The sequence below is a fragment of the Paenibacillus sp. FSL K6-4396 genome (assembly GCF_038002525.1).
In the GTDB taxonomy this organism is placed as follows: domain Bacteria; phylum Bacillota; class Bacilli; order Paenibacillales; family Paenibacillaceae; genus Paenibacillus; species Paenibacillus amylolyticus_B.
The window spans coordinates 5,775,196-5,794,110 of sequence record NZ_JBBOCR010000001.1 but is presented as its reverse complement, the minus strand read 5'-3'; the positions used below and the strand labels follow the sequence as shown (position 1 = coordinate 5,794,110).

17 protein-coding genes are annotated in these 18,915 nt (G+C 47.9%); all 17 read left to right on the top strand.

What is annotated here, in order from left to right; translation table 11 throughout:
- Positions 1-148 precede the first annotated feature (148 nt).
- Positions 149-427, top strand: a complete 279-nt coding sequence (locus MHB85_RS25385; protein ID WP_036605813.1) for a glutaredoxin family protein — start codon at positions 149-151, stop codon at positions 425-427.
- Between the two features lie 322 nt (positions 428-749).
- Positions 750-2,093: an LLM class flavin-dependent oxidoreductase gene (locus tag MHB85_RS25380; RefSeq protein WP_341073893.1), complete on the top strand. Its 1,344-nt coding sequence runs from the start codon at positions 750-752 to the stop codon at positions 2,091-2,093.
- A 130-nt stretch (positions 2,094-2,223) separates the two neighbouring features.
- Positions 2,224-3,867, top strand: coding sequence for an ABC transporter substrate-binding protein (locus MHB85_RS25375; RefSeq protein WP_341073892.1), 1,644 nt, complete (start codon positions 2,224-2,226; stop codon positions 3,865-3,867).
- A gap of 261 nt (positions 3,868-4,128) precedes the next feature.
- Complete coding sequence (locus MHB85_RS25370) at positions 4,129-5,061, top strand: ABC transporter permease (RefSeq protein ID WP_341073891.1); 933 nt, start codon at positions 4,129-4,131, stop codon at positions 5,059-5,061.
- Positions 5,062-5,121: 60 nt separating this feature from the next.
- The gene (locus MHB85_RS25365) at positions 5,122-6,039 is read left to right on the top strand and encodes an ABC transporter permease (protein WP_341073889.1); all 918 of its coding nucleotides are present in this window, start codon (positions 5,122-5,124) and stop codon (positions 6,037-6,039) included.
- 25 nt (positions 6,040-6,064) lie between these two features.
- A complete protein-coding gene (gene ssuE, locus MHB85_RS25360) occupies positions 6,065-6,613 on the top strand; it encodes an NADPH-dependent FMN reductase (RefSeq protein WP_210109855.1) in 549 nt (182 codons plus the stop codon).
- A gap of 69 nt (positions 6,614-6,682) precedes the next feature.
- A complete protein-coding gene (locus MHB85_RS25355; protein ID WP_091020874.1) occupies positions 6,683-7,555 on the top strand; it encodes a LysR family transcriptional regulator in 873 nt (290 codons plus the stop codon).
- Between the two features lie 240 nt (positions 7,556-7,795).
- Positions 7,796-8,863: an LLM class flavin-dependent oxidoreductase gene (locus MHB85_RS25350; protein ID WP_091020875.1), complete on the top strand. Its 1,068-nt coding sequence runs from the start codon at positions 7,796-7,798 to the stop codon at positions 8,861-8,863.
- A gap of 37 nt (positions 8,864-8,900) precedes the next feature.
- Positions 8,901-10,127 (top strand): amidohydrolase, encoded by a 1,227-nt coding sequence (locus MHB85_RS25345; protein WP_341073887.1) that lies wholly within the window; start codon positions 8,901-8,903, stop codon positions 10,125-10,127.
- A 332-nt stretch (positions 10,128-10,459) separates the two neighbouring features.
- On the top strand, positions 10,460-11,320 hold the full coding sequence (locus MHB85_RS25340) for a diaminopimelate epimerase (RefSeq protein ID WP_105601222.1): 861 nt from the start codon (positions 10,460-10,462) through the stop codon (positions 11,318-11,320).
- A gap of 41 nt (positions 11,321-11,361) precedes the next feature.
- Complete coding sequence (locus MHB85_RS25335; RefSeq protein ID WP_341073886.1) at positions 11,362-12,318, top strand: SAM-dependent methyltransferase; 957 nt, start codon at positions 11,362-11,364, stop codon at positions 12,316-12,318.
- 66 nt (positions 12,319-12,384) lie between these two features.
- On the top strand, positions 12,385-13,686 hold the full coding sequence (locus tag MHB85_RS25330) for an opine metallophore biosynthesis dehydrogenase (RefSeq protein ID WP_341073885.1): 1,302 nt from the start codon (positions 12,385-12,387) through the stop codon (positions 13,684-13,686).
- Positions 13,687-13,901: 215 nt separating this feature from the next.
- Positions 13,902-15,530 (top strand): staphylopine-dependent metal ABC transporter substrate-binding lipoprotein, encoded by a 1,629-nt coding sequence (gene cntA / locus MHB85_RS25325; protein ID WP_192136296.1) that lies wholly within the window; start codon positions 13,902-13,904, stop codon positions 15,528-15,530.
- 13 nt (positions 15,531-15,543) lie between these two features.
- Positions 15,544-16,476, top strand: coding sequence for a nickel/cobalt ABC transporter permease (opp1B, locus tag MHB85_RS25320; protein ID WP_341074276.1), 933 nt, complete (start codon positions 15,544-15,546; stop codon positions 16,474-16,476).
- Complete coding sequence (gene cntC / locus MHB85_RS25315) at positions 16,476-17,372, top strand: staphylopine uptake ABC transporter permease subunit CntC (protein WP_341073884.1); 897 nt, start codon at positions 16,476-16,478, stop codon at positions 17,370-17,372. Before opp1B ends, cntC begins: the two co-directional genes overlap by 1 nt.
- Positions 17,353-18,162: a staphylopine uptake ABC transporter ATP-binding protein CntD gene (gene cntD, locus MHB85_RS25310; protein WP_341073883.1), complete on the top strand. Its 810-nt coding sequence runs from the start codon at positions 17,353-17,355 to the stop codon at positions 18,160-18,162. The genes cntC and cntD overlap by 20 nt, the downstream gene beginning before the upstream one ends.
- Positions 18,163-18,915, top strand: coding sequence for an ABC transporter ATP-binding protein (locus tag MHB85_RS25305; protein WP_341073881.1), 753 nt, complete (start codon positions 18,163-18,165; stop codon positions 18,913-18,915).

Here is an 18,915-nt window from a genome sequence, read left to right as displayed (position 1 = left end):
TTCTATTAGCAGATCCATTGACGCACGAGGGGCGCAGGAGTACATTTATAGCCATAATTCTTATTTAACAGTTGGGAATTGAAGGTCTAGGGCGTTCATATTCAATCGTCCAGATCTTGATCTTAAAAAACAATCAGGAGGTATGTCGATGTCATCATCAACCAAAAAAGTCGTGCTGTGGAGCAAAACAGGCTGTCATTTCTGCGGGGAAGTGAAAGCATTTTTGACAGAGCGAAACCAGCCTTTTGAGAACATTGAAGTGCAGGGTAATGACGTGCTGCGTGATGTGCTTGAAGCAAAATATGGCATTCGGCATGTACCCGTTATTGAAGTGGGAGGGGACGGCAAGTTTGAAGCCTTGTTGGAACCTGATCTGGAGAAGCTGGCTGAACTTCTGGCACGAGCGGACGAAGCGGCAGCAGTCTAACGGGAGTTGATATATACCTTTGAAGCAAGCCGTTCCGGCTGCTGCATGATGCAAGATCGCATTTGTTCAGCAGCTGGAACGTTCATAAGTTAAGGCTCATTTGGGATGTAAATGGTCTTATTTACATCTTCAATGTTCATATAGAAAAAATCTATTAGTCACGCTGTTGACCCTTTTACGGGGCAGTGATAAGATTTGTGAAATTAAAACAAACCAAACTCATAGGAATAGTTAACTTTTAAGTTATTTCGCATACGTAATCAGTTCAGTTGGCCCTTGATCATTCTTTTAAAGATTCTAATCCAAGGAAGGCGGAGTGCATATGACAGCGAAACGCAGTTTGAAATTTGGAGCCATTATTCATGGGGTTGGAGGAAGCAACACCACATGGAGACACCCGGAGGTTCTTTCGGATGCCAGCGTTAACTTTGGATTCTACAAACGTCAGGCACTGAAAGCGGAGGAAGGCAAGTTCGATCTTGTTTTTATCGCAGACGGTCTGTATATTACCGAGAAATCCATTCCGCATTTCCTGAATCGCTTCGAACCAATCAGTATCCTCTCCGCTCTGGCTGCCGTTACTTCACGCATTGGACTGGTGGGTACCCTCTCGACATCCTATAGTGATCCGTTCACCGTAGCCAGACAGTTCGGTTCCCTGGATCAGATCAGTGATGGCCGTGCAGGCTGGAACGTCGTGACCTCTCCGCTGGAAGGTACAGCGAAAAACTACAGTAAGAGCAACCACCCTACGCATCCGGAACGTTACCGCATTGCTACAGAATATCTGCAGGTAACCAAAGGATTATGGGACTCGTGGGAAGATGATGCCTTTGTAAGAGACAAAGAGAGCGGTGTATTCTTCGACCCATCCAAGCTGCACACCCTTAATCATGAGGGAGAGTTTTTCTCCGTACAGGGTCCGCTCAACATTGCGCGTTCACGGCAAGGACAGCCGGTGATATTCCAGGCGGGTTCTTCGGAAGATGGCAAAAACCTGGCTGCGCAAGAAGCGGATGCTGTCTTTACCGGACACGATACGATTGAAGATGCTCAGGCATTCTATAAGGATGTCAAAACACGGGCCGCTTCCTATGGACGTTCTTCACAGGATATTGTCATTCTGCCAGGTATCAATCCTATTGTTGGACGGACAGAAGAGGAAGCTGAACAGAAATATCAGGAGATCGCGAGCCTGGTCACGATTGACAAAGCATTGGATTACCTAGGCCGTTTCTTCGAACATCATGATTTCTCCCAATATCCGCTGGATGAACCGTTCCCGGAGCTGAATGGCATTGGAAGCAACAGTTTCCGCAGTGGAACCGACAAGATCAAGAAGGATGCCAAGGAGCAAGGATTGACTTTGCGTGAAGTGGCTCTGCGGGCAGCAACACCACGCAGCAAATTTCTGGGCACACCAGAGCAGGTCGCTGACAAAATTCAGGAATGGTTCGAGACGGAAGCCGCGGATGGTTTCATTATTGCTTCGGAGCTGCCAAGCGGATTGTCTGATTTCGTAGAACTGGTTGTTCCGATTCTGCAAGAGCGCGGCCTGTATCGTACGGACTATGAACAAGATACATTGCGAGGTAACCTTGGGGTGAAAATTCCGGTTAACCGTTATACGGCTGCGAAGAAGCAGGTTGTATCTGATTTGGCATAACTGAGATGAACCCTATTCAATGTACACTACGTTTCGTACTAACTTAAAACCGACTTAACTCATAGGATATATCAAGTATTGGTATAAACATCAATTTAATGACACCTGTATACACAGAGGGGGAAGCGATATGAACAGGTCTATCTCATGGATGAAATATATGGCATTGGCAGCAGTATTGGTGATGGTATTATCCGGTTGCGGAGCAGCGGGAGGCAGCACGAACAGTACGGCACAGGCATCAGGTGGGGGGCAGACCGGGCAAGTCGAAGGAGGCAACCTGAGTTTTGCACTTGCAACTTCACCGGATACGCTGGACCCTCATCGCAGTGGGCTTGCCGTAACGGTGCGTGCCATCCGGACGATCTACGACAATCTGGTCGTGCAGCTGCCTGATGGTTCCATCAAACCTTGGCTTGCCACGGAATGGAGCGTATCCGAGGACGGCAAGAGTTATACGTTCAAGTTGCGTGAAGGCGTGAAGTTCCACGATGGCACACCGTTTAATGCGGAAGCCGTGAAATACAATCTGGACCGGGTGATTGATCCGGCCACCAAAGCTGCCAATTCCCTTGCCCTGATTAGACCCTACAGCTCCTCCGAGGTTATTGATGAATATACGATCAAGGTAAATCTGGAATCACCATCGCAAGCCTTTCTCGGCAATTTGAGCCAGGCACTTCTGGGGATCGTATCCCCTACAGCTGCCAAAAAATATGGCGAACAGTTGGGTAAAAATCCGGTGGGCACAGGTCCGTACACCTTTGTAAAATGGGATGAAAATGCGGACATCGTCGTTGCCAAGAACAAGGATTACAACTGGGGACCTGAGACGGTTGAAAATAAAGCTGCGCCACATGTGGACACGATCACATTCAAGATTGTACCGGAAGAAGCAACGCGCATCGGAAGTGTACAGAGTAGTCAGGTACTTGCTGCCGAGACGGTTCCACCGCAGAATATCGCTGTGTTAAAAAACGATCCGAACCAGCAATTGTTGCAGGCCAACACAGTTGGACTGCCGTACACACTCTTTTTCAATCTACGCAAAGCGCCTTGGGATGATGTGAAAGTAAGGCAGGCAGTACAATCCGCTGTAGATGTGGAATCGATTGTCAAAACATTATATCTGGGCAACTACGAACGTGCGTGGTCCGCACTGTCTCCTGGAATCCTGGGTTATGATGCATCGCTGGAAGGTAGCATTAACCCGGACATCAACAAAGCCAATCAGCTGCTTGATGAACAAGGCTGGGTGAAAGGCGCTGACGGTATTCGTGCCAAAGACGGCCAGAAACTGACCCTGCGTTATGTCGATGGTTCGCCCAATCGGGAGAAACGCAATGACATTGCTGCCATTATCCAACAACAGTTGAAACAGGTTGGCATTGCCGTTGAAGTCGAGATTACAAAAGATATCGCAACAGTCATCTATCAGAACTGGGATTATGATCTCTATGGTAACAGTCAGGTCAATTCTGATCCTAATGCCTTGTACGCTTTCTATCATACGAGTGCAGAGGGCGAGCGTCCGACATTGTCCGGTTTGTCTGATCCAAAGATCGATGAACTGTTAGAGCAGGGAGCGGTTGAGACAGATCCCGATAAACGTGTTCAGATCTACAATCAAATCCAGCATTACCTGATTGAGCAAGCGGTAATTCTGCCGATCTATGTATTCCCGTATACCGTCGCAGCATCCAAAAAGGTCGAAGGCATCAAGTTTGATTCATTGGGGTATCCACTCTTTAACGACGTCCGCATTCAGCCCTAACAGAGGTTGTTCAAAAAGTCCACTTTTGATTACGAGTCATGCCTAATGGCATAATCAGCATCGAATATGAAATTCAGCCGAAATAAGCGGGAGGCTTACGAAGTATGTTTCCTTTGGAAACATTTTAGTTGCTTACGTAGTTTCCTACGCTCAGCTACTCCATTTCTAGCTTCATTCCATCTTCTCGGTACTGAAAACTGGTCTTTTTGAGCACGCACTATAGGAACGGCCAATCCAGATTCAGGAAGGAGATATCCCGGTATGGTTCAAACGATACTGTCACGACTCGCAACATCGCTTCTGGTTATATTCGGAGCTTCGGTGCTGGTGTACTGCATCATGTATCTTCTGCCGGGTGATCCGGTGCTGCTCATGTTGGACCCATCCTCGGCTACCCCGGAGATGATCGAGAATCTGCGGGTTCAGCTAGGACTGGATCAACCGTTTTATATCCAGTTTGCGAACTATTTCGGTGATATGCTGCGTGGGGATTTCGGTAAATCCATGATCAATTCGGATCCGGTATTGTCAAAAATACTAGAACATTTTCCAGCGACACTGGCACTGACCGCACTCAGTTCAATCATTGCCATCACGATTGGAATAACACTTGGTGTACTGTCTGCGATTCATCGCAATGGCGTGATTGATTTCGTCGCCCGGCTCGTTGGACTGTTCGGCATTTCCATGCCAACCTTCTGGACGGGGATTCTGCTCATCCTGTTATTCTCGGTACAGCTTGGCTGGTTCCCGGCGATGGGTTCCGACGGATTCAGCTCACTGGTTCTTCCGGCTGCCACACTGGGTCTCGTGGGTGCAGGATTTATCGTACGGATGGTACGGAACAGCATGCTGGAAGTGATCAATGAACCGTTTATCGTGGCGTTACGGGCCAAAGGACTTTCGGAACGTGCGATCATGTATGGTCATGCACTGCGTAATGCACTTATTCCTGCAGTAACGGTAATCGGCATGCTGATCGGTGATCTGCTTGCGGGAACCGTTGTGGTGGAAACTGTCTTCTCCAGACAAGGAATCGGTCGAATTATTGCCGATGCGCTAATGGCCAAGGATCTTCCCGTGGTGCAAGGTGTGGTTTTCTTTACATCTATCATCTACGTTGTCTTGAACCTGCTGGTGGATATCTCGTATTCGTACATTGATCCCCGGGTTCGGCGTGCAGTCCGCACATAATCATGGATGGAACAGTCAGAAGTGTCCTGACGCGGAGTATGAAAGGAGGAGTTGTTTCTCATGAGCATGAAACCTTTGGCTGGTGACAAAAAGGCATGGGTGGGCAGTGTGCGACGTATCCGTCTGTGGAATCGCCGCCCTTGGCGCTATCGCGTCTCATTCGCGGTATCCCGATTATTCTTTTATGCAGCATTGCTGGTGGTGGTGTTTACCGTGGCATGTGCGTTTGTGCCAGGCTGGATTGCGCCCTATGATCCAACTCAGATGATGACGGATGTTATCCTGCAGGCTCCTTCTGCTGCGCACCTGTTCGGGACGGACTATTTTGGCAGGGATATCTTCAGTGTAGTTGTGCATGGAAGCAGGGATTCATTACTTATTGGATTTGCTTCGGTGCTTGTGGGAGGCATTGTTGGTAGTGCGCTTGGTATTATCTCCGGTTACGCCGGAGGAATTGTGGATACCATCATCATGCGTGCCGTTGATATTCTGATGGCTGTACCCGGCGTGCTCCTGGCATTGTCTGTTGCAGCTGCTCTCGGGCCAGGACTGATAAACATTGCACTGGCTGTTGCGGTTTCCTCCATTCCGGGCTACGCACGGGTGATGCGTGGGCAGGTCATATCAGTTAAAGGTCTGCCTTTCATTACAGCGACACGTTCACTGGGCGGCTCCAATGCACGTATTTTCTGGAAACATGTACTGCCACATTCATTGTCACCCCTGCTGGTCATGGCTACGCTGGGCGTAGGGACATCAATTCTAACGGGCTCCGGACTCAGTTTTCTGGGACTTGGGGTGTTGAAGGAAATACCGGATTGGGGTGCATTGCTCTCCCAAGGGAGAGGTTATCTGACGGTTGCCTGGTGGATCTGTACGTTCCCGGGTCTGGCGATCACTTTGTTTGTACTGGCGGTTAATCTGATTGGAGACGATATTCGCGATCGGCTGGACCCCAAAGTAAAAGGAGCGGTCTGACCGCTATACCAAGGAGGAGATATTCATGTCACATGTTGTCATTATTGCCGGATCACCTTCCAAACGTTCGCGTTTGACAGGTCTGACAGATTACAGCAGCCAAAAATTAACGGAGGCAGGCATTACCGTCGAAGTTATTCACGTTGTGGATCTGCCTGCTGAGGATCTGGTGCAAGCCCGGTTCGACAGCTCATTCATTCGTGATGCACTTGCTGTCGTGGAAGCCGCGGATGCAGTTATTGTGGCTACGCCGGTATATAAGGCATCGTACTCGGGAGTGCTCAAGCTGTTCCTGGATCTGATTCCGCAAGAAGGGTTACGGGGTAAGTTGATACTCCCACTCGTCATCGGTGGCTCCATTGCTCATCTGCTGGCCATTGATTATGCATTGAAGCCTGTACTGGCAGCCCTTGGTGGAAGACATATTCTGGGTGGCGTGTATGCTGTGGATCAGGGAATCGAACGACTGGATGATGGGAAATTTGTGCTCTCTGCGGATATTACTACACGTTTGGATCGCTCACTGGATGAATTGTTATTGACACTGGAAAAGGATGGGATTACGATATCGTAAAACCAAGTAAGTATATTGGATAAATCAATATAAGATCAAACGTCTGCGGACGTGGATACGGAGGCACTCATGAATATCGAGAATATTGAAGCATTTGTATATATCAATCATTATGGAAGCTTCAATAAGGCTGCCGAAGTACTCTTCTTGTCCCAACCTTCGGTCACAGCTCGCATTCAGTCACTGGAAAGGGAGCTGGGCTGCAAGTTGTTTGATCGGCTTGGCAAGCAAATCGTGCTAACAGAAGAAGGTCGGAAATTCCTGCCATATGCGCAGCAAGTGCTGCAAGTGATTCAGAAGGGCAAGCAGAAGATTCAGCAACGCCGGACAACACCGGATGCGCTTCGACTGGGGAGTACAGTATCGGTATCCAATTATGTCATTCCCGATTTTCTACCCAAGATCAAGGATGCTTACCCCGAGATTAACATCAAATTGACGACAGCAACGACGGATCAGCTGATTGCCAAACTGCTGGGTCAGGAGATTGATCTTGCTTTTGTGCGCAAGGTCATGCATCCTGCGATCCGTACGGTTGCTTTTTATGAAGATCCAATCCAGCTCTATGTGTATAAAGGGCATCCATTCATTGAGAGCGGGCATGTCAGCATGGAAGCCATTCGGAATGAGCAACTGGTCTTTTTTGAATGTGGTTCATTGGACTGGCTTCGCATTCACCGGGCTTTCGACTCGCTGGAACATCCGCCGAATATTACATACCATGTCGATAATTCGGAGACAGCGAAGAAACTGGTTATGCAAGGGGCAGGCATTGCTTTTCTCCCGGGACTCACGGTGAAGAAGGAAGTGCAGAATCAGGAACTGTTCCCCATTCAGGTACATGAGGTGGCAGGTGTATCACTGCAGATCAGCGTTGTCACGTTAAAGGAAGAATATTCGCCATTGGCAGAGCCCTTCGGGGAACTGCTGCGGCAGTTATAGAGCATCTAACGTTGAATCTGATTTTTACACCAAAACGGAGAGTGCAGAACCAATCTGAAGAAGCGAAGCGTGCGCATTTATCAACAGATTTTTCCCTTGAACCAAGGGAGTAAAGAAAATCTGGGGATAAGAGTGATCGGAAGATGGTACTGCAATCGGAGTGATAAAGTGTAACATCTCTAGTTCAACTTAATAGTGATTCAAGAATAGCGGTTCAGCACAATCAAGGAGGAGAAGGATATGAGTATTCGTGTTGGCATTTTGGATCAGACTCCCATCTATGAAGGGGAGACGGCGGTGGATGCTTTTCGGCATACGATTGAGCTGGCACAGCGAGCAGAGCAGCTGGGATTCCATCGATTCTGGGTGTCGGAGCACCATGATTCAGGGCATGTTGCGGGTTCCTCCCCGGAGGTACTCATCTCCCACTTGCTTGCGCATACAAAGCGGATTCGGCTGGGGTCCGGCGGAGTAATGCTCCAGCATTACAGCCCATACAAAGTCGCCGAGAATTTCAATATCCTTGCAGCGCTCGGACCAGGAAGAGTTGACCTGGGAATCGGTCGTGCGCCAGGTGGTTTACCCCGTTCGACACAAGCGTTGCAGGAAGGTATTCAGGAATCAGCATCTCTTCAAGAGAAAATTGTTCAGGTGAAACGATACATCCACAATGAGCCGCTTGAAGATTCATCACATCCACTTGCAGGTCTCAGCGCTTCGCCTCTGTCCGATATTCCAGCAGAACTGTACGTACTTGGAGCCAGTGTTGATAGTGCAGGCATGGCTGCGGAACTGGGACTTCCATATGTCTTTTCACTGTTCATTAACAGTAATATAGAGGTAGCGCTTCAATCGATCCGTGTGTATCGTGAACAATTTGATCGTTCCCAGGGACGGGAGCCCTACGCTGCACTAGCCATATCGTTAATTGTGGCCGAGAGTGAGGAGGAAGCGGAAGGACTTGCGAGCGAGCATATGCTGGTGAAGATCCATCTGGAGAGTGGGAAAGTACTCACTGTCGGTTCTGTGGAACAGGCGGAAGAATTCGGTCGTCAATCAAACGAAACCTATCGGATCGAAATTTTGGAGCCAAGTGTGACCCGGGGGACGAAGGAAAGCGTAGGTCAGGCACTGCTGAAGTTCCAGCAGGAGTTTGCTGTGGAAGAGTTCATTGTGACTACAGCTACACGGGATTTTACCAAGCGCATTCGTTCATTTGAATTATTGCGTGAGATTCTGGCAGAGCAGGGACTAAGCGAATTTGCACTGGAATCCAAGGAAGAAGCAGCAATCGGAAGTAGACAGTGAATATAGCAGTGAATATATACGAATGGGAGGCCGTGTGATGAAAAGTGATCTGGAACAGCCTAAACAGCAGGCTGAGCAACAAGTACAGGGCCCCGAGCATGAACTTCATGGTGAACGGGCGGAAGAATTCGCGGAACGTTTAATCACCATTCGGCGACACATGCATCGTAACCCGGAATTGTCCGGCGAGGAAAAGGAGACAACAGCTGCCATTCGCAGCTGGCTGGAAGAGGAAGGTGTCCGTATTGCAGACGAATATGTGCTGCGGACAGGGCTTGTCGCTGAAGTAGGCCAAGGGGACGGACCTGTTGTTGCCCTAAGAGCAGATATTGATGCGCTGCCCATTCAGGAAGAGACAAAGCTGGAATTTGCCTCCCAGGTAGATGGAAAGATGCACGCTTGCGGACATGACGCACACACGGCAATTCTGATCGGTGCTGCACGATTACTGAAACAGCGCGAGTCCAGTTTGCCGGGAAAAGTACGGTTGATATTCCAGCCGTCGGAGGAAAAAGCAACGGGTGCACGCCAAGTGATCCAGAGTGGTGCATTGTCCGATGTTCGGGCGGTATTTGGTTTGCATAACAAGCCTGATCTCCAGGTAGGTACGGTGGGTATTCGGGAAGGCGCATTGATGGCAGCAGCAGACGGTTTTGTTGTCAAAGTGGAAGGTGTAGGCACCCATGCAGCCGTGCCTGAAGCCGGCATTGATCCAATCGTGGTTGCCGCACATATTGTTACGGCATTACAGGCCATCGTAAGCCGCAATGTGGGAGCACAGGAGAGTGCTGTAATCAGCGTCACCAAGCTTCATAGCGGCACAGCCTGGAACGTTATTCCCGATGAAGCGATCCTTGATGGCACAGTGCGTACCTTTGATGAGAAAGTGCGTGCACGGATTCGCGAACGTTTCAATCAGGTAGTCGCCGGTGTGGCCGCAGCCTATGGCACACGGGCTACGGTTCGCTGGATTCAGGGACCACCTGCCGTGGTCAACGATGAGTCTCTCGCATCTGCGGCGGAGCAAGTTGCAAGTGAGATTGGATTGAATAGTGTTAGACCGCTACCTTCTCCAGCAGGTGAGGACTTCTCTTTTTATCAAAAAGAAGTTCCCGGCCTGTTCCTCTTCCTGGGCACCTCTGGCCCACATGAATGGCATCACCCTGGCTTTGATGTGGATGAACAGGCTCTGCCGCTGGGAGCACATCTTCTGGCTGCACTGGCTGAGAAAGCACTGCACAATGTGCAAGCACATCAAGAGTGATGAGTATAGTGAATCACTGGATCATATCCAGATCGAAACGGTTCCGTTCGACGGCAGCCGTTTTTCGTATTCCCTTTTTTAAGTGAGAGCGGGTAGGAACGACGATTCGCTGAATCTTATCAGACGGTATAGTTATGGCTAGAGCTGGCGCAGAAGCGTCAGCTCTGTTTGGGTTTTCTTATATGGAGGGCAGCTAAAGGTATTTTGAAATTTTTATTTTTTTAATGGAAATATTTGTTGACGCTCCCTAAAAGGATGTGCTATATTTTTCTCGACCTTTAATCGTAATAATTACTATTAGATAAAAAAGAAGAACAGGAGTAGTCGCTGCGATGAAACAGGAGATCGATTTTATCAAGTTCAGTCCCACTCAAAACATGACGATTCTGGTTAAAACGGATCATGCAGCCGAGAACTACAACCATATTGCTACGCGCCTAATGTCATATGATAACGTTTACGCCGAACAAGTGGGATTCATTGAACCAACGAGGAGACCGGAAGCTGTGGCCCGTCTGGAAATGGCCGGAGGAGAGTTCTGTGGCAATGCCTGTATGGCACTTGCAGCACACCACGCATCTGAAGCAGGACTGGCTCAACAGGAGTCTATGGATATCATGCTGGAGGTTTCCGGAACCGATCAATTGATCATGTGCCATGTGAAGAAGCAGCAGCATGAATACAACTGCCAGGTAACCATGCCGGTTCCGAAGCAGATTGAGCAGCGAACAATTCGATATGAAGGCATCGAGCTCGATATGGTGATCATCCGGTACGCTGAGTTCATCCATATCGTGATTGAAGTCGATGACTTCGACGATACGATGAAGAAGAGGGCACAGACCCTTGCAAGATTACTGGGATTAACTCTGGGAGATAAGCTGATCGGTATCTTGTTATATCAATCACACTTGGAAGAAATGGCCCCACTCATCTATGTTCCGGAGCTGGATAGTCTGATCTGGGAGAGAGGGTGTGGTTCGGGTACAGCCTCCGTAGGAGCGTATCTCGCATGGAGCCAGCAAAGGCAGATTACGCAGTACATCAAGCAGCCTGGTGGTGCGATCAAAGTGGTAGCCCAGTGGGATGGCGCAGAACTTGGGAGTATTACGATTGAGGGATCGGTTGGCATCGTGGCTCAAGGCAAAGCCTTCATAGATGCTCCAGCAGAATGGAGCTTTATAAACGCATGAGGTACATGACATGATCGAGACAACGTATTGGGGGAAAAGAAATGATCACATTGGTTCATTTTCAGACATGTTTGAGTGAATTTGAAGAGAAATTCGATAAGCTCGCGAGCAAGTATGATCATACGATTCAGCATAGTTCGGAGCTGGAAGCTGTGATCAATGACTACTCCCGCTTTGTGACCAATCAGGAGAATAAGGCAGCCTGGGAACAGTTGGAGCATTCGGAGCTGGAAGAACTGGATTCGCTTGTATGGCAGTTAAGAAATAAATCCGCCCAGTGTGTGGCGATCATGGAGAAATATCGTGCATTGAAGTTAGGGCGTGTCTCGAAACTCGCTGAAGTGCATCTTTTACCGCCTTTTCGCCCCCTGCTGCGTCACTTTCCCTTGACGTGCCCCGGCACGCCTGCGGAAAACTTCCTTGCTTGGAACGAAAATTCGGCAAAATCTGCTTCCTTCGGAGCTTCCAGACACGCCCTAGACAACGGGGATGTGCAGATTGCCGATTATTTCAAAAACATTGAAGAGTGTATCGATAAAGAATTCGGCAGCTTCCATGTTACCTCTGATTCCAAAGTATTGCTGGTAGGCTCCGGTTCCTTCCCCATGACACCATTACTCATCGCCAAGCGATCAGGTGCAGAAGTCGTCGGGATCGATATTGATGAAGAATCCATTACACTCGGGCGAAAAGTGGTGGAGACACTGGGCACGGGTTTGAAGATTCGTTTGGAGTCAACATTGCTGGAGAATCTGGATTATACCAGGGAAGCAACCCATATCATTTTCAGCTCTACCGTGGCCGCTAAATATGATCTGCTCGATCAACTGCATGCTCTGACGAATACACAGGTGGTTGTAGCCATGAGATACGGTGATCAGTTGAAGTCTTTGTTCAATTATCCGATGAGAGCGACGGACAGCAACAAGTGGAAGCTGGTGGATACGATCTTGCGCCCGGATGATGTGTTTGATATTGCGTTGTACCAAAAAGCATAGGTATGCAAGTGCATCCAAGTGCGTCCAAATGGATTACAGATTGAACTTTGAATATAGGAGGCATATATGAGCAATCTTCAGCGAATTCTGATACTCGGAACCGGGCCTGCATCCATTCAGCTTGCGGTAGCGCTCAAAGATCATCTCAACTGCTGTATAGGCATTGCGGGGAGACAATCGGTTCGTTCAGCATCGATTTTTTCAGCCCTTGAAGAGAGCAATCAACGTATTCAGGTCAGCATTCAAAATGAGAAACATCAGCCGCTCGCAGGTGAGTGTGTCGTTGATCATGTGTTCCAGGGATATGACACCACCCAGGGGGAATGGGATACACTCATTTTGGCTGTAACAACGGATGCTTATATCGATGTATTGGAACAAATGAAAAATGAATTCATCAAACAACTGAAATGTATCATTTTGGTTTCTCCAACGTTTGGGTCGAATCGACTTGTGACCCATTATATGAGAGAGCGGAAATCAGAGCCGGAAGTGATCAGTTTCTCTACCTACCTTGGAGATACCCGTTGGATGCACGAACATCCGTCTAATCATGTCATGACAACGGGGGTCAAGAAAAAGGTCTATATCGGTTCCAATCAATACCCGTCTGAACAGGTTAACAAGCTATGCCAAGCTTATGAGCGTTTGGGTGTTGCGTTGGAAGTCATGCCTTCCCCACTGGAGGCGGAAACGAGAAATATATCGTTGTATGTACATCCGCCCTTGTTCATGAACGACTTCTCATTAAAGGCCATCTTTGAAGCATCGGATATTCAGAAATATGTATACAAGATGTATCCCGAAGGTCCGATAACACAAGTTTTGATTCGGGAGATGCGGGCACAGTGGCAGGAGATTATGAATATTACGGAACGACTTGATATTCAGGGAGTCAACCTGCTTCAATTCATGACGGATGACAACTATCCGGTTCGATTAGAGAGTATATCACACCAGGATATCGTGAATTTCAATCAGCTGCAGGTCATTCATCAAGAGTATTTATTATACATACGATACACCTCATTATTGATTGATCCATTCTCGGAACCCGATTCGGAAGGGAAATATTTTGACTTTTCAGCGGTGCCATTTCGTAAAACATTCATGAACCGCGAAGGGGAACTGGACATTCCCCGCATGCCCAAGGAAGATTACTACCGCATCAAAATCATTCAGGGCATAGCAAGACATCTGGATGTAAGCTGTCCAACCATTGATCAATTTATCGCCACATACGAGGCGAAGATTCAGGAAGTTGCCCGCACAAAAACAGATCAGCGTTTATCCGATGCCTTTGTGATCCAATCCTTTGACGAAGATATCCGCATGATCTGCACCGGACTTGTAAGTAGTAGGGTCTAGTTATATTAATTTAAGTAAGTTGAATTTAGTTTTACACAATAACGGAGAGGACAGAAAAAACCTGAAGAAGCGAAGCGCTCGCCTTTATCACCGAAATACTACCTTTAGGAGATAGATTCAAGAAATTCGGTGATAACAGCGATCGGAAGGTTGTTCTGTCATCGAAGTGGCAAGTGTAAATTTTTAGTTTTGCTTACTAATCAGGAGGAAATGTTGTGAAAAAGGCTCTTACTTTTACATCCATACTATTGCTGGTGTCTGCCATTGCGCTGCTCGCCGGATGCGGACAGAGCCCAAAAGAGAAAGAGAGCGCCCAAACGGAGCCTGCCAATAGCCAGGTACAAACAGAACTTATCTATGCTTCTTCTAAAGATATTAATGATATGAACCCACATCTGTATACAGGTTCCATGCCTGCGCAAGGAATGGTATATGAGTCGCTGGTGGAAAACACACCTGACGGAATCAAGCCATTGCTGGCTGAATCATGGGATATCTCCGAGGATGGCAAGACCTATACCTTTCATCTGCGACAAGATGTGAAATTCCATGATGGAGAGCCGTTCAACGCAGAGGCGGTTAAACAAAATATCGATGCAGTACAGGCGAATGCCGAAAAACATGCTTGGATCAAGCTTTCTACCAAAATCACGAGTGTAAAAGTTATCGATGAGCACACGATGGAGCTGACGCTGTCGGAAGCCTATTATCCGGCACTGGTGGAACTGTCCATGACAAGACCTTACGTCTTCATATCACCCAAGGATTTCAAAGATGACGGAACCAAAGACGGGGTAAGTGGTTTCCACGGTACAGGACCCTACAAGCTTACTGCTCATAAAGTCGAAGAGAATGCCACATTTGAAGCCAATGAAGACTATTGGGGTGGTGCACCTGCTATCAAGAAGATCACATCCAAGGTTCTTCCGGCAGGTGAAACAACATTCCTGGCATTGCAAAAGGGAGAGATCAACTTTGTGTTCACCGATGACCGGGGAGCAGATAGTATCGATGTCGAGGCCATGGACCAACTGGCTGAATCCGGGGATTATCAAGTGGTCCGAAGTGAAGCGATGAATACGAGTATGATCGTAGCCAATAGCAGTCGCGAGGATAGTCCGGTTCAGGAAACGGCAGTGCGGGAAGCGCTATGGGTTGGCATTGATCGTGAAACGATCAGTAAAGATATTTTCAACGGAACGCAGACGGTAGCGGACACGTTATTTTCAGCCAATGTCAATTACGCCAAGGTGGACCTGAAGAAACGGGAGTATGATCCGGAAATGGCTAAAAAGCTTCTGGACCAAGCTGGCTGGACATTGACAGATGGTGAGGTGGTGAGAAAGAAGAACGGTCAGCCTTTAGCCATGAAATTATACTATGACAGCAATTCGTCTTCACAGAAAATACAGGCCGAATTGATTCAGTATTCGATGAAAGAATTGGGTGTTCAGCTTGATATCGTGGGCGAAGAGTCTACTTCCATCGCGAATCGGAGAGCAACCGGGGAATATGATTTGCTGTTCAATCAAACCTGGGGACTGGCCTATGATCCACAGAGTACCATTGCTGCCTTTACGTCAGATTCAGCATACAAGCATACGACAAGCGGAATTGCCGAAGCAGATGAACTATATCAGAAAATTGATGCGGTCATGGTCTCCACGGATGAGGCTTCCCGCCAATCCCTGTATGCCGACATTATGAAGATCGTCCATGATGAAGCTGTGTTCATTCCGATTACCAACGGGCGTGTCACCGTTGTCGCTCCTGAGAATCTCGATGGAATCTCATTCAAACAGACTCAATATGAACTACCATTTGAACAAATGAATTTTAAATAGAGCGGAGATGGATATGGGAATTTATATCGTCAAAAGGATTCTGTTAACCATCCCTTTACTGATTATCATTTCATTTATAACGTTTGTCCTGATTAATCTATCTCCCTTGGACCCGGCGGTTGTTGTGTTACAGGCACAGGAAGTTCCGCAGATTACAGAGGAATTAATTGCCCAGACCAACCAGGCTTTGGGGTTCGATCAGCCGTTTATGATCCAGTATGTGAACTGGATCATGGCTGTTGTGCAGTTGGACTTTGGCAACTCTTATGTATCTGGTGAACCCGTGTGGTCATTGATGGGGCCTGCTTTTATGAACACATTGAAGTTAACACTTGTCTCATCAGTATTCATTATTGCGCTGTCCATTCTGCTCGGTGTGATCTGTGCCATGAGAGAAGGCAAGTTGCTGGATCGATCGGTCAGAGGCGTATCATTTTTCCTCACCGCCATGCCATCCTACTGGCTTGCAGGCATGATGATCTGGTATTTTTCCGTCAAGCTGGACCTGTTACCTACCAGTGGCATGGACTCGTATCGAAGCTACATTCTACCGGTGATCGTAATCACGGTGAGTTATACGGGCATTTACTTCCGAACGGTTCGAAGTTCCATGTTGAGTAATATGAATGAGGACTATGTGTTATATGCACGGGCAAGTGGTCTGAGCGAGAAGAAAGTAACTCTGCATATTCTGAGAAATTCATTACAGGTGGCCGTGTCCATCTTTTGCATGGCGATCCCGATTGTGCTTGGCAGTACGGTAGTCATCGAAAATGTGTTTGCCTGGCCGGGGTTAGGGAGACTCAGCGTGAAATCCATTTTAAGCAGGGATTTTCCGATTATTCAGGCGTATGTTCTGATGTTGGCGGTCACCTTTGTCTTGTTTAATACGTTATCCGACATCATTAATGCGGCGATGAATCCCCGTTTGAGAAAGGAATTCTGATGCGTATACTGAAAAATTGGAGTAAAGACAAGCTTGCTATTACCTCTTTGGTGGTGATTATTGTCACGATTATGGCGGGCATACTGGCCCCTTTAATTGCACCACATGATCCTGGACAAGTGAATATGAAGCTTCGTTATGCCTCCTCGTCCTGGGAGTATCTATTAGGCAATGATCATCTGGGCAGATGTGTATTATCCCGGCTTATCTATGGCATCCGTCCAAGTGTGTTATGGGTTCTGGTTGCGCTGAGCCTTTCTGTTCTGATCGGGGCTATTGTTGGATTCATCGCGGGTTACTTCAAGGGGAAAGTGGATGCATGGATCATGAGAGTCTGCGATATTATGCTGTCTTTTCCCGGATACGTGATGACACTGGCGGTGGTTGGCATTTTGGGTGCAGGACTGGAGAATATTTTGATTGCCTTTGTGTGGATGAAATGGGCCTGGTTTGCCCGTGTTATTCGAACATCTGTGATGCAATTCTCCGATATGGATTATGTAAAATTCGCCAAAGCCTCCGGCACACCTAATCTGAGAATTATAACCAAACATATTGTTCCGGTTACCTTTGCCGATATTGCTGTCATTGCCAGCGGTTCCATGTGTTCGATAATGTTGCAGATCTCCGGTCTTTCCTTCCTGGGGCTTGGTATTCAGGCTCCGCATGCGGAGTGGGGGATGATGCTTAATGAGGCGAGGGAAGTCATGTTCTCCAGACCTGAATTGATGTTGGCACCAGGCCTGGCCATTGTAGTGGTGGTGTCTGCTTTTAATTTTCTATCAGATGCGCTTCAAGTGGCTCTGGATCCCAAATTGATGACCTCTCAAGGTAAGTCTGACAAGTCTTACGAAAGTGAGGTGAGAAAGGCCGCTTATGAATATAGTCGAGGTTGAACATTTGAAAGTATGGGATACCAATACAGGTAAAGTGATCATTCATAACAGTTCATTCGAAGTCAAGCAGGGAAGCTGTATGGCCATCGTGGGGGAAAGTGGAAGCGGCAAGTCCGTCACGTGCAGGGCCATCATGCGACTGAACAAGCCATGGATTCGCCAATCGGGCACAATGTTATTTCAGGGCGAAGACCTGAACCAGCTTTCGGAACCGGAGATGCGGCGTAAGCGGGGCAAGCATCTGTGTATGATTTTGCAGAATGGCATGAGTGCATTTGATCCCTCCTGTGTCATTGGTGTCCATATTCGGGAGACGCTTCAGCAGCATTTTGGCTGGAACACCCGCGAGATTGAGCGGAAAATCATCAATGCCATGGAAAGCGTCATGCTCAGACATCCGCGCGAGATTCTGAATCAATATCCACATCAGCTGTCCGGTGGGATGCTGCAACGAATCATGATTGCACTGGCATTGGTGCTTGAGCCTGATCTGATTATTGCGGATGAGCCGACAACGGCGCTGGATACGATCTCCCAATATGAAGTGGTGGAGCAATTGATTCAATTACGCGAACGCATGGGCTGTTCCATGATGTTCATCTCCCATGACCTCGGCGTCGTTCAGAAGATTGCAGATGACGTGATGGTCATGAAAGACGGCAAGATCGTCGAGCGTGGCAGCATGCATTCTGTTTTGACAGAGCCGAAGCTTGCCTATACGCAGTATCTGGTCTCTACCCGATTGGAGCTGAGCAATCATTTCAAGGCATTGATGCAGGGGGACTTATAGATGCTAAAGGTGGAAGGTATTGAAAAATCATATAACCAAGGCGGACTGTTCTCCAAGCACAGACAACAGGTATTGAAACAAGTTACCTTTGAATGCCAGCAGAGCGAGTGTTTGGGCATCATCGGTGAAAGCGGAAGTGGCAAATCCACATTGGGCCGTCTGATTCTCGGCATTGAACGGCCGGATCGTGGAACGATCTCGCTGGATGGTAAAGACGTACAGGATCGACGTGCACGGATGGGTAACATCAGCGCCGTTTTTCAAAATTATACGTCCTCCATCAATCCATTTCTTAATGTGGAAGCTGCCATTATGGAACCTATGCAAGCGCAGCAAAAGCTGCGAAAGGATCAGGGTAACTCAGAGAAGGTGGATCTGTTGCTGAACCAAGTTGGACTGGACCCTTCCTATAGATCCAAATATCCGCATGAACTATCCGGCGGGGAGGCTCAGAGAGTATGCATTGCCAGGGCCATCTCCACCGCCCCCAAATGCATTGTGTTCGATGAAGCGATCAGCTCACTGGACGTGTCTGTTCAGATTCAGGTGCTGCAATTGTTGAAAGAGCTTAAGGAAATCTACAAGCTGAGCTACGTCTTTATCACGCATGATATACAGGCGGCAGCCTATATCTGTGACAGGGTGATCATTTTCAGAGAGGGTCAGATTGAAGAGATCGTTCCGATTGAGCAGCTAAAGGATGTTCAGTCAGACTATGCGAAGAAATTATTGAAGCATTTAATACCATTTTAG

Coding starts and splice junctions, on each gene's coding strand:
- MHB85_RS25385 (WP_036605813.1), top strand. CDS start 149: ATGTCATCATCAACCAAAAAAGTCGTGCTGTGGAGCAAAACAGGCTGT.
- MHB85_RS25380 (WP_341073893.1), top strand. CDS start 750: ATGACAGCGAAACGCAGTTTGAAATTTGGAGCCATTATTCATGGGGTT.
- MHB85_RS25375 (WP_341073892.1), top strand. CDS start 2,224: ATGAACAGGTCTATCTCATGGATGAAATATATGGCATTGGCAGCAGTA.
- MHB85_RS25370 (WP_341073891.1), top strand. CDS start 4,129: ATGGTTCAAACGATACTGTCACGACTCGCAACATCGCTTCTGGTTATA.
- MHB85_RS25365 (WP_341073889.1), top strand. CDS start 5,122: ATGAGCATGAAACCTTTGGCTGGTGACAAAAAGGCATGGGTGGGCAGT.
- ssuE (WP_210109855.1), top strand. CDS start 6,065: ATGTCACATGTTGTCATTATTGCCGGATCACCTTCCAAACGTTCGCGT.
- MHB85_RS25355 (WP_091020874.1), top strand. CDS start 6,683: ATGAATATCGAGAATATTGAAGCATTTGTATATATCAATCATTATGGA.
- MHB85_RS25350 (WP_091020875.1), top strand. CDS start 7,796: ATGAGTATTCGTGTTGGCATTTTGGATCAGACTCCCATCTATGAAGGG.
- MHB85_RS25345 (WP_341073887.1), top strand. CDS start 8,901: ATGAAAAGTGATCTGGAACAGCCTAAACAGCAGGCTGAGCAACAAGTA.
- MHB85_RS25340 (WP_105601222.1), top strand. CDS start 10,460: ATGAAACAGGAGATCGATTTTATCAAGTTCAGTCCCACTCAAAACATG.
- MHB85_RS25335 (WP_341073886.1), top strand. CDS start 11,362: ATGATCACATTGGTTCATTTTCAGACATGTTTGAGTGAATTTGAAGAG.
- MHB85_RS25330 (WP_341073885.1), top strand. CDS start 12,385: ATGAGCAATCTTCAGCGAATTCTGATACTCGGAACCGGGCCTGCATCC.
- opp1B (WP_341074276.1), top strand. CDS start 15,544: ATGGGAATTTATATCGTCAAAAGGATTCTGTTAACCATCCCTTTACTG.
- cntC (WP_341073884.1), top strand. CDS start 16,476: ATGCGTATACTGAAAAATTGGAGTAAAGACAAGCTTGCTATTACCTCT.
- cntD (WP_341073883.1), top strand. CDS start 17,353: ATGAATATAGTCGAGGTTGAACATTTGAAAGTATGGGATACCAATACA.
- MHB85_RS25305 (WP_341073881.1), top strand. CDS start 18,163: ATGCTAAAGGTGGAAGGTATTGAAAAATCATATAACCAAGGCGGACTG.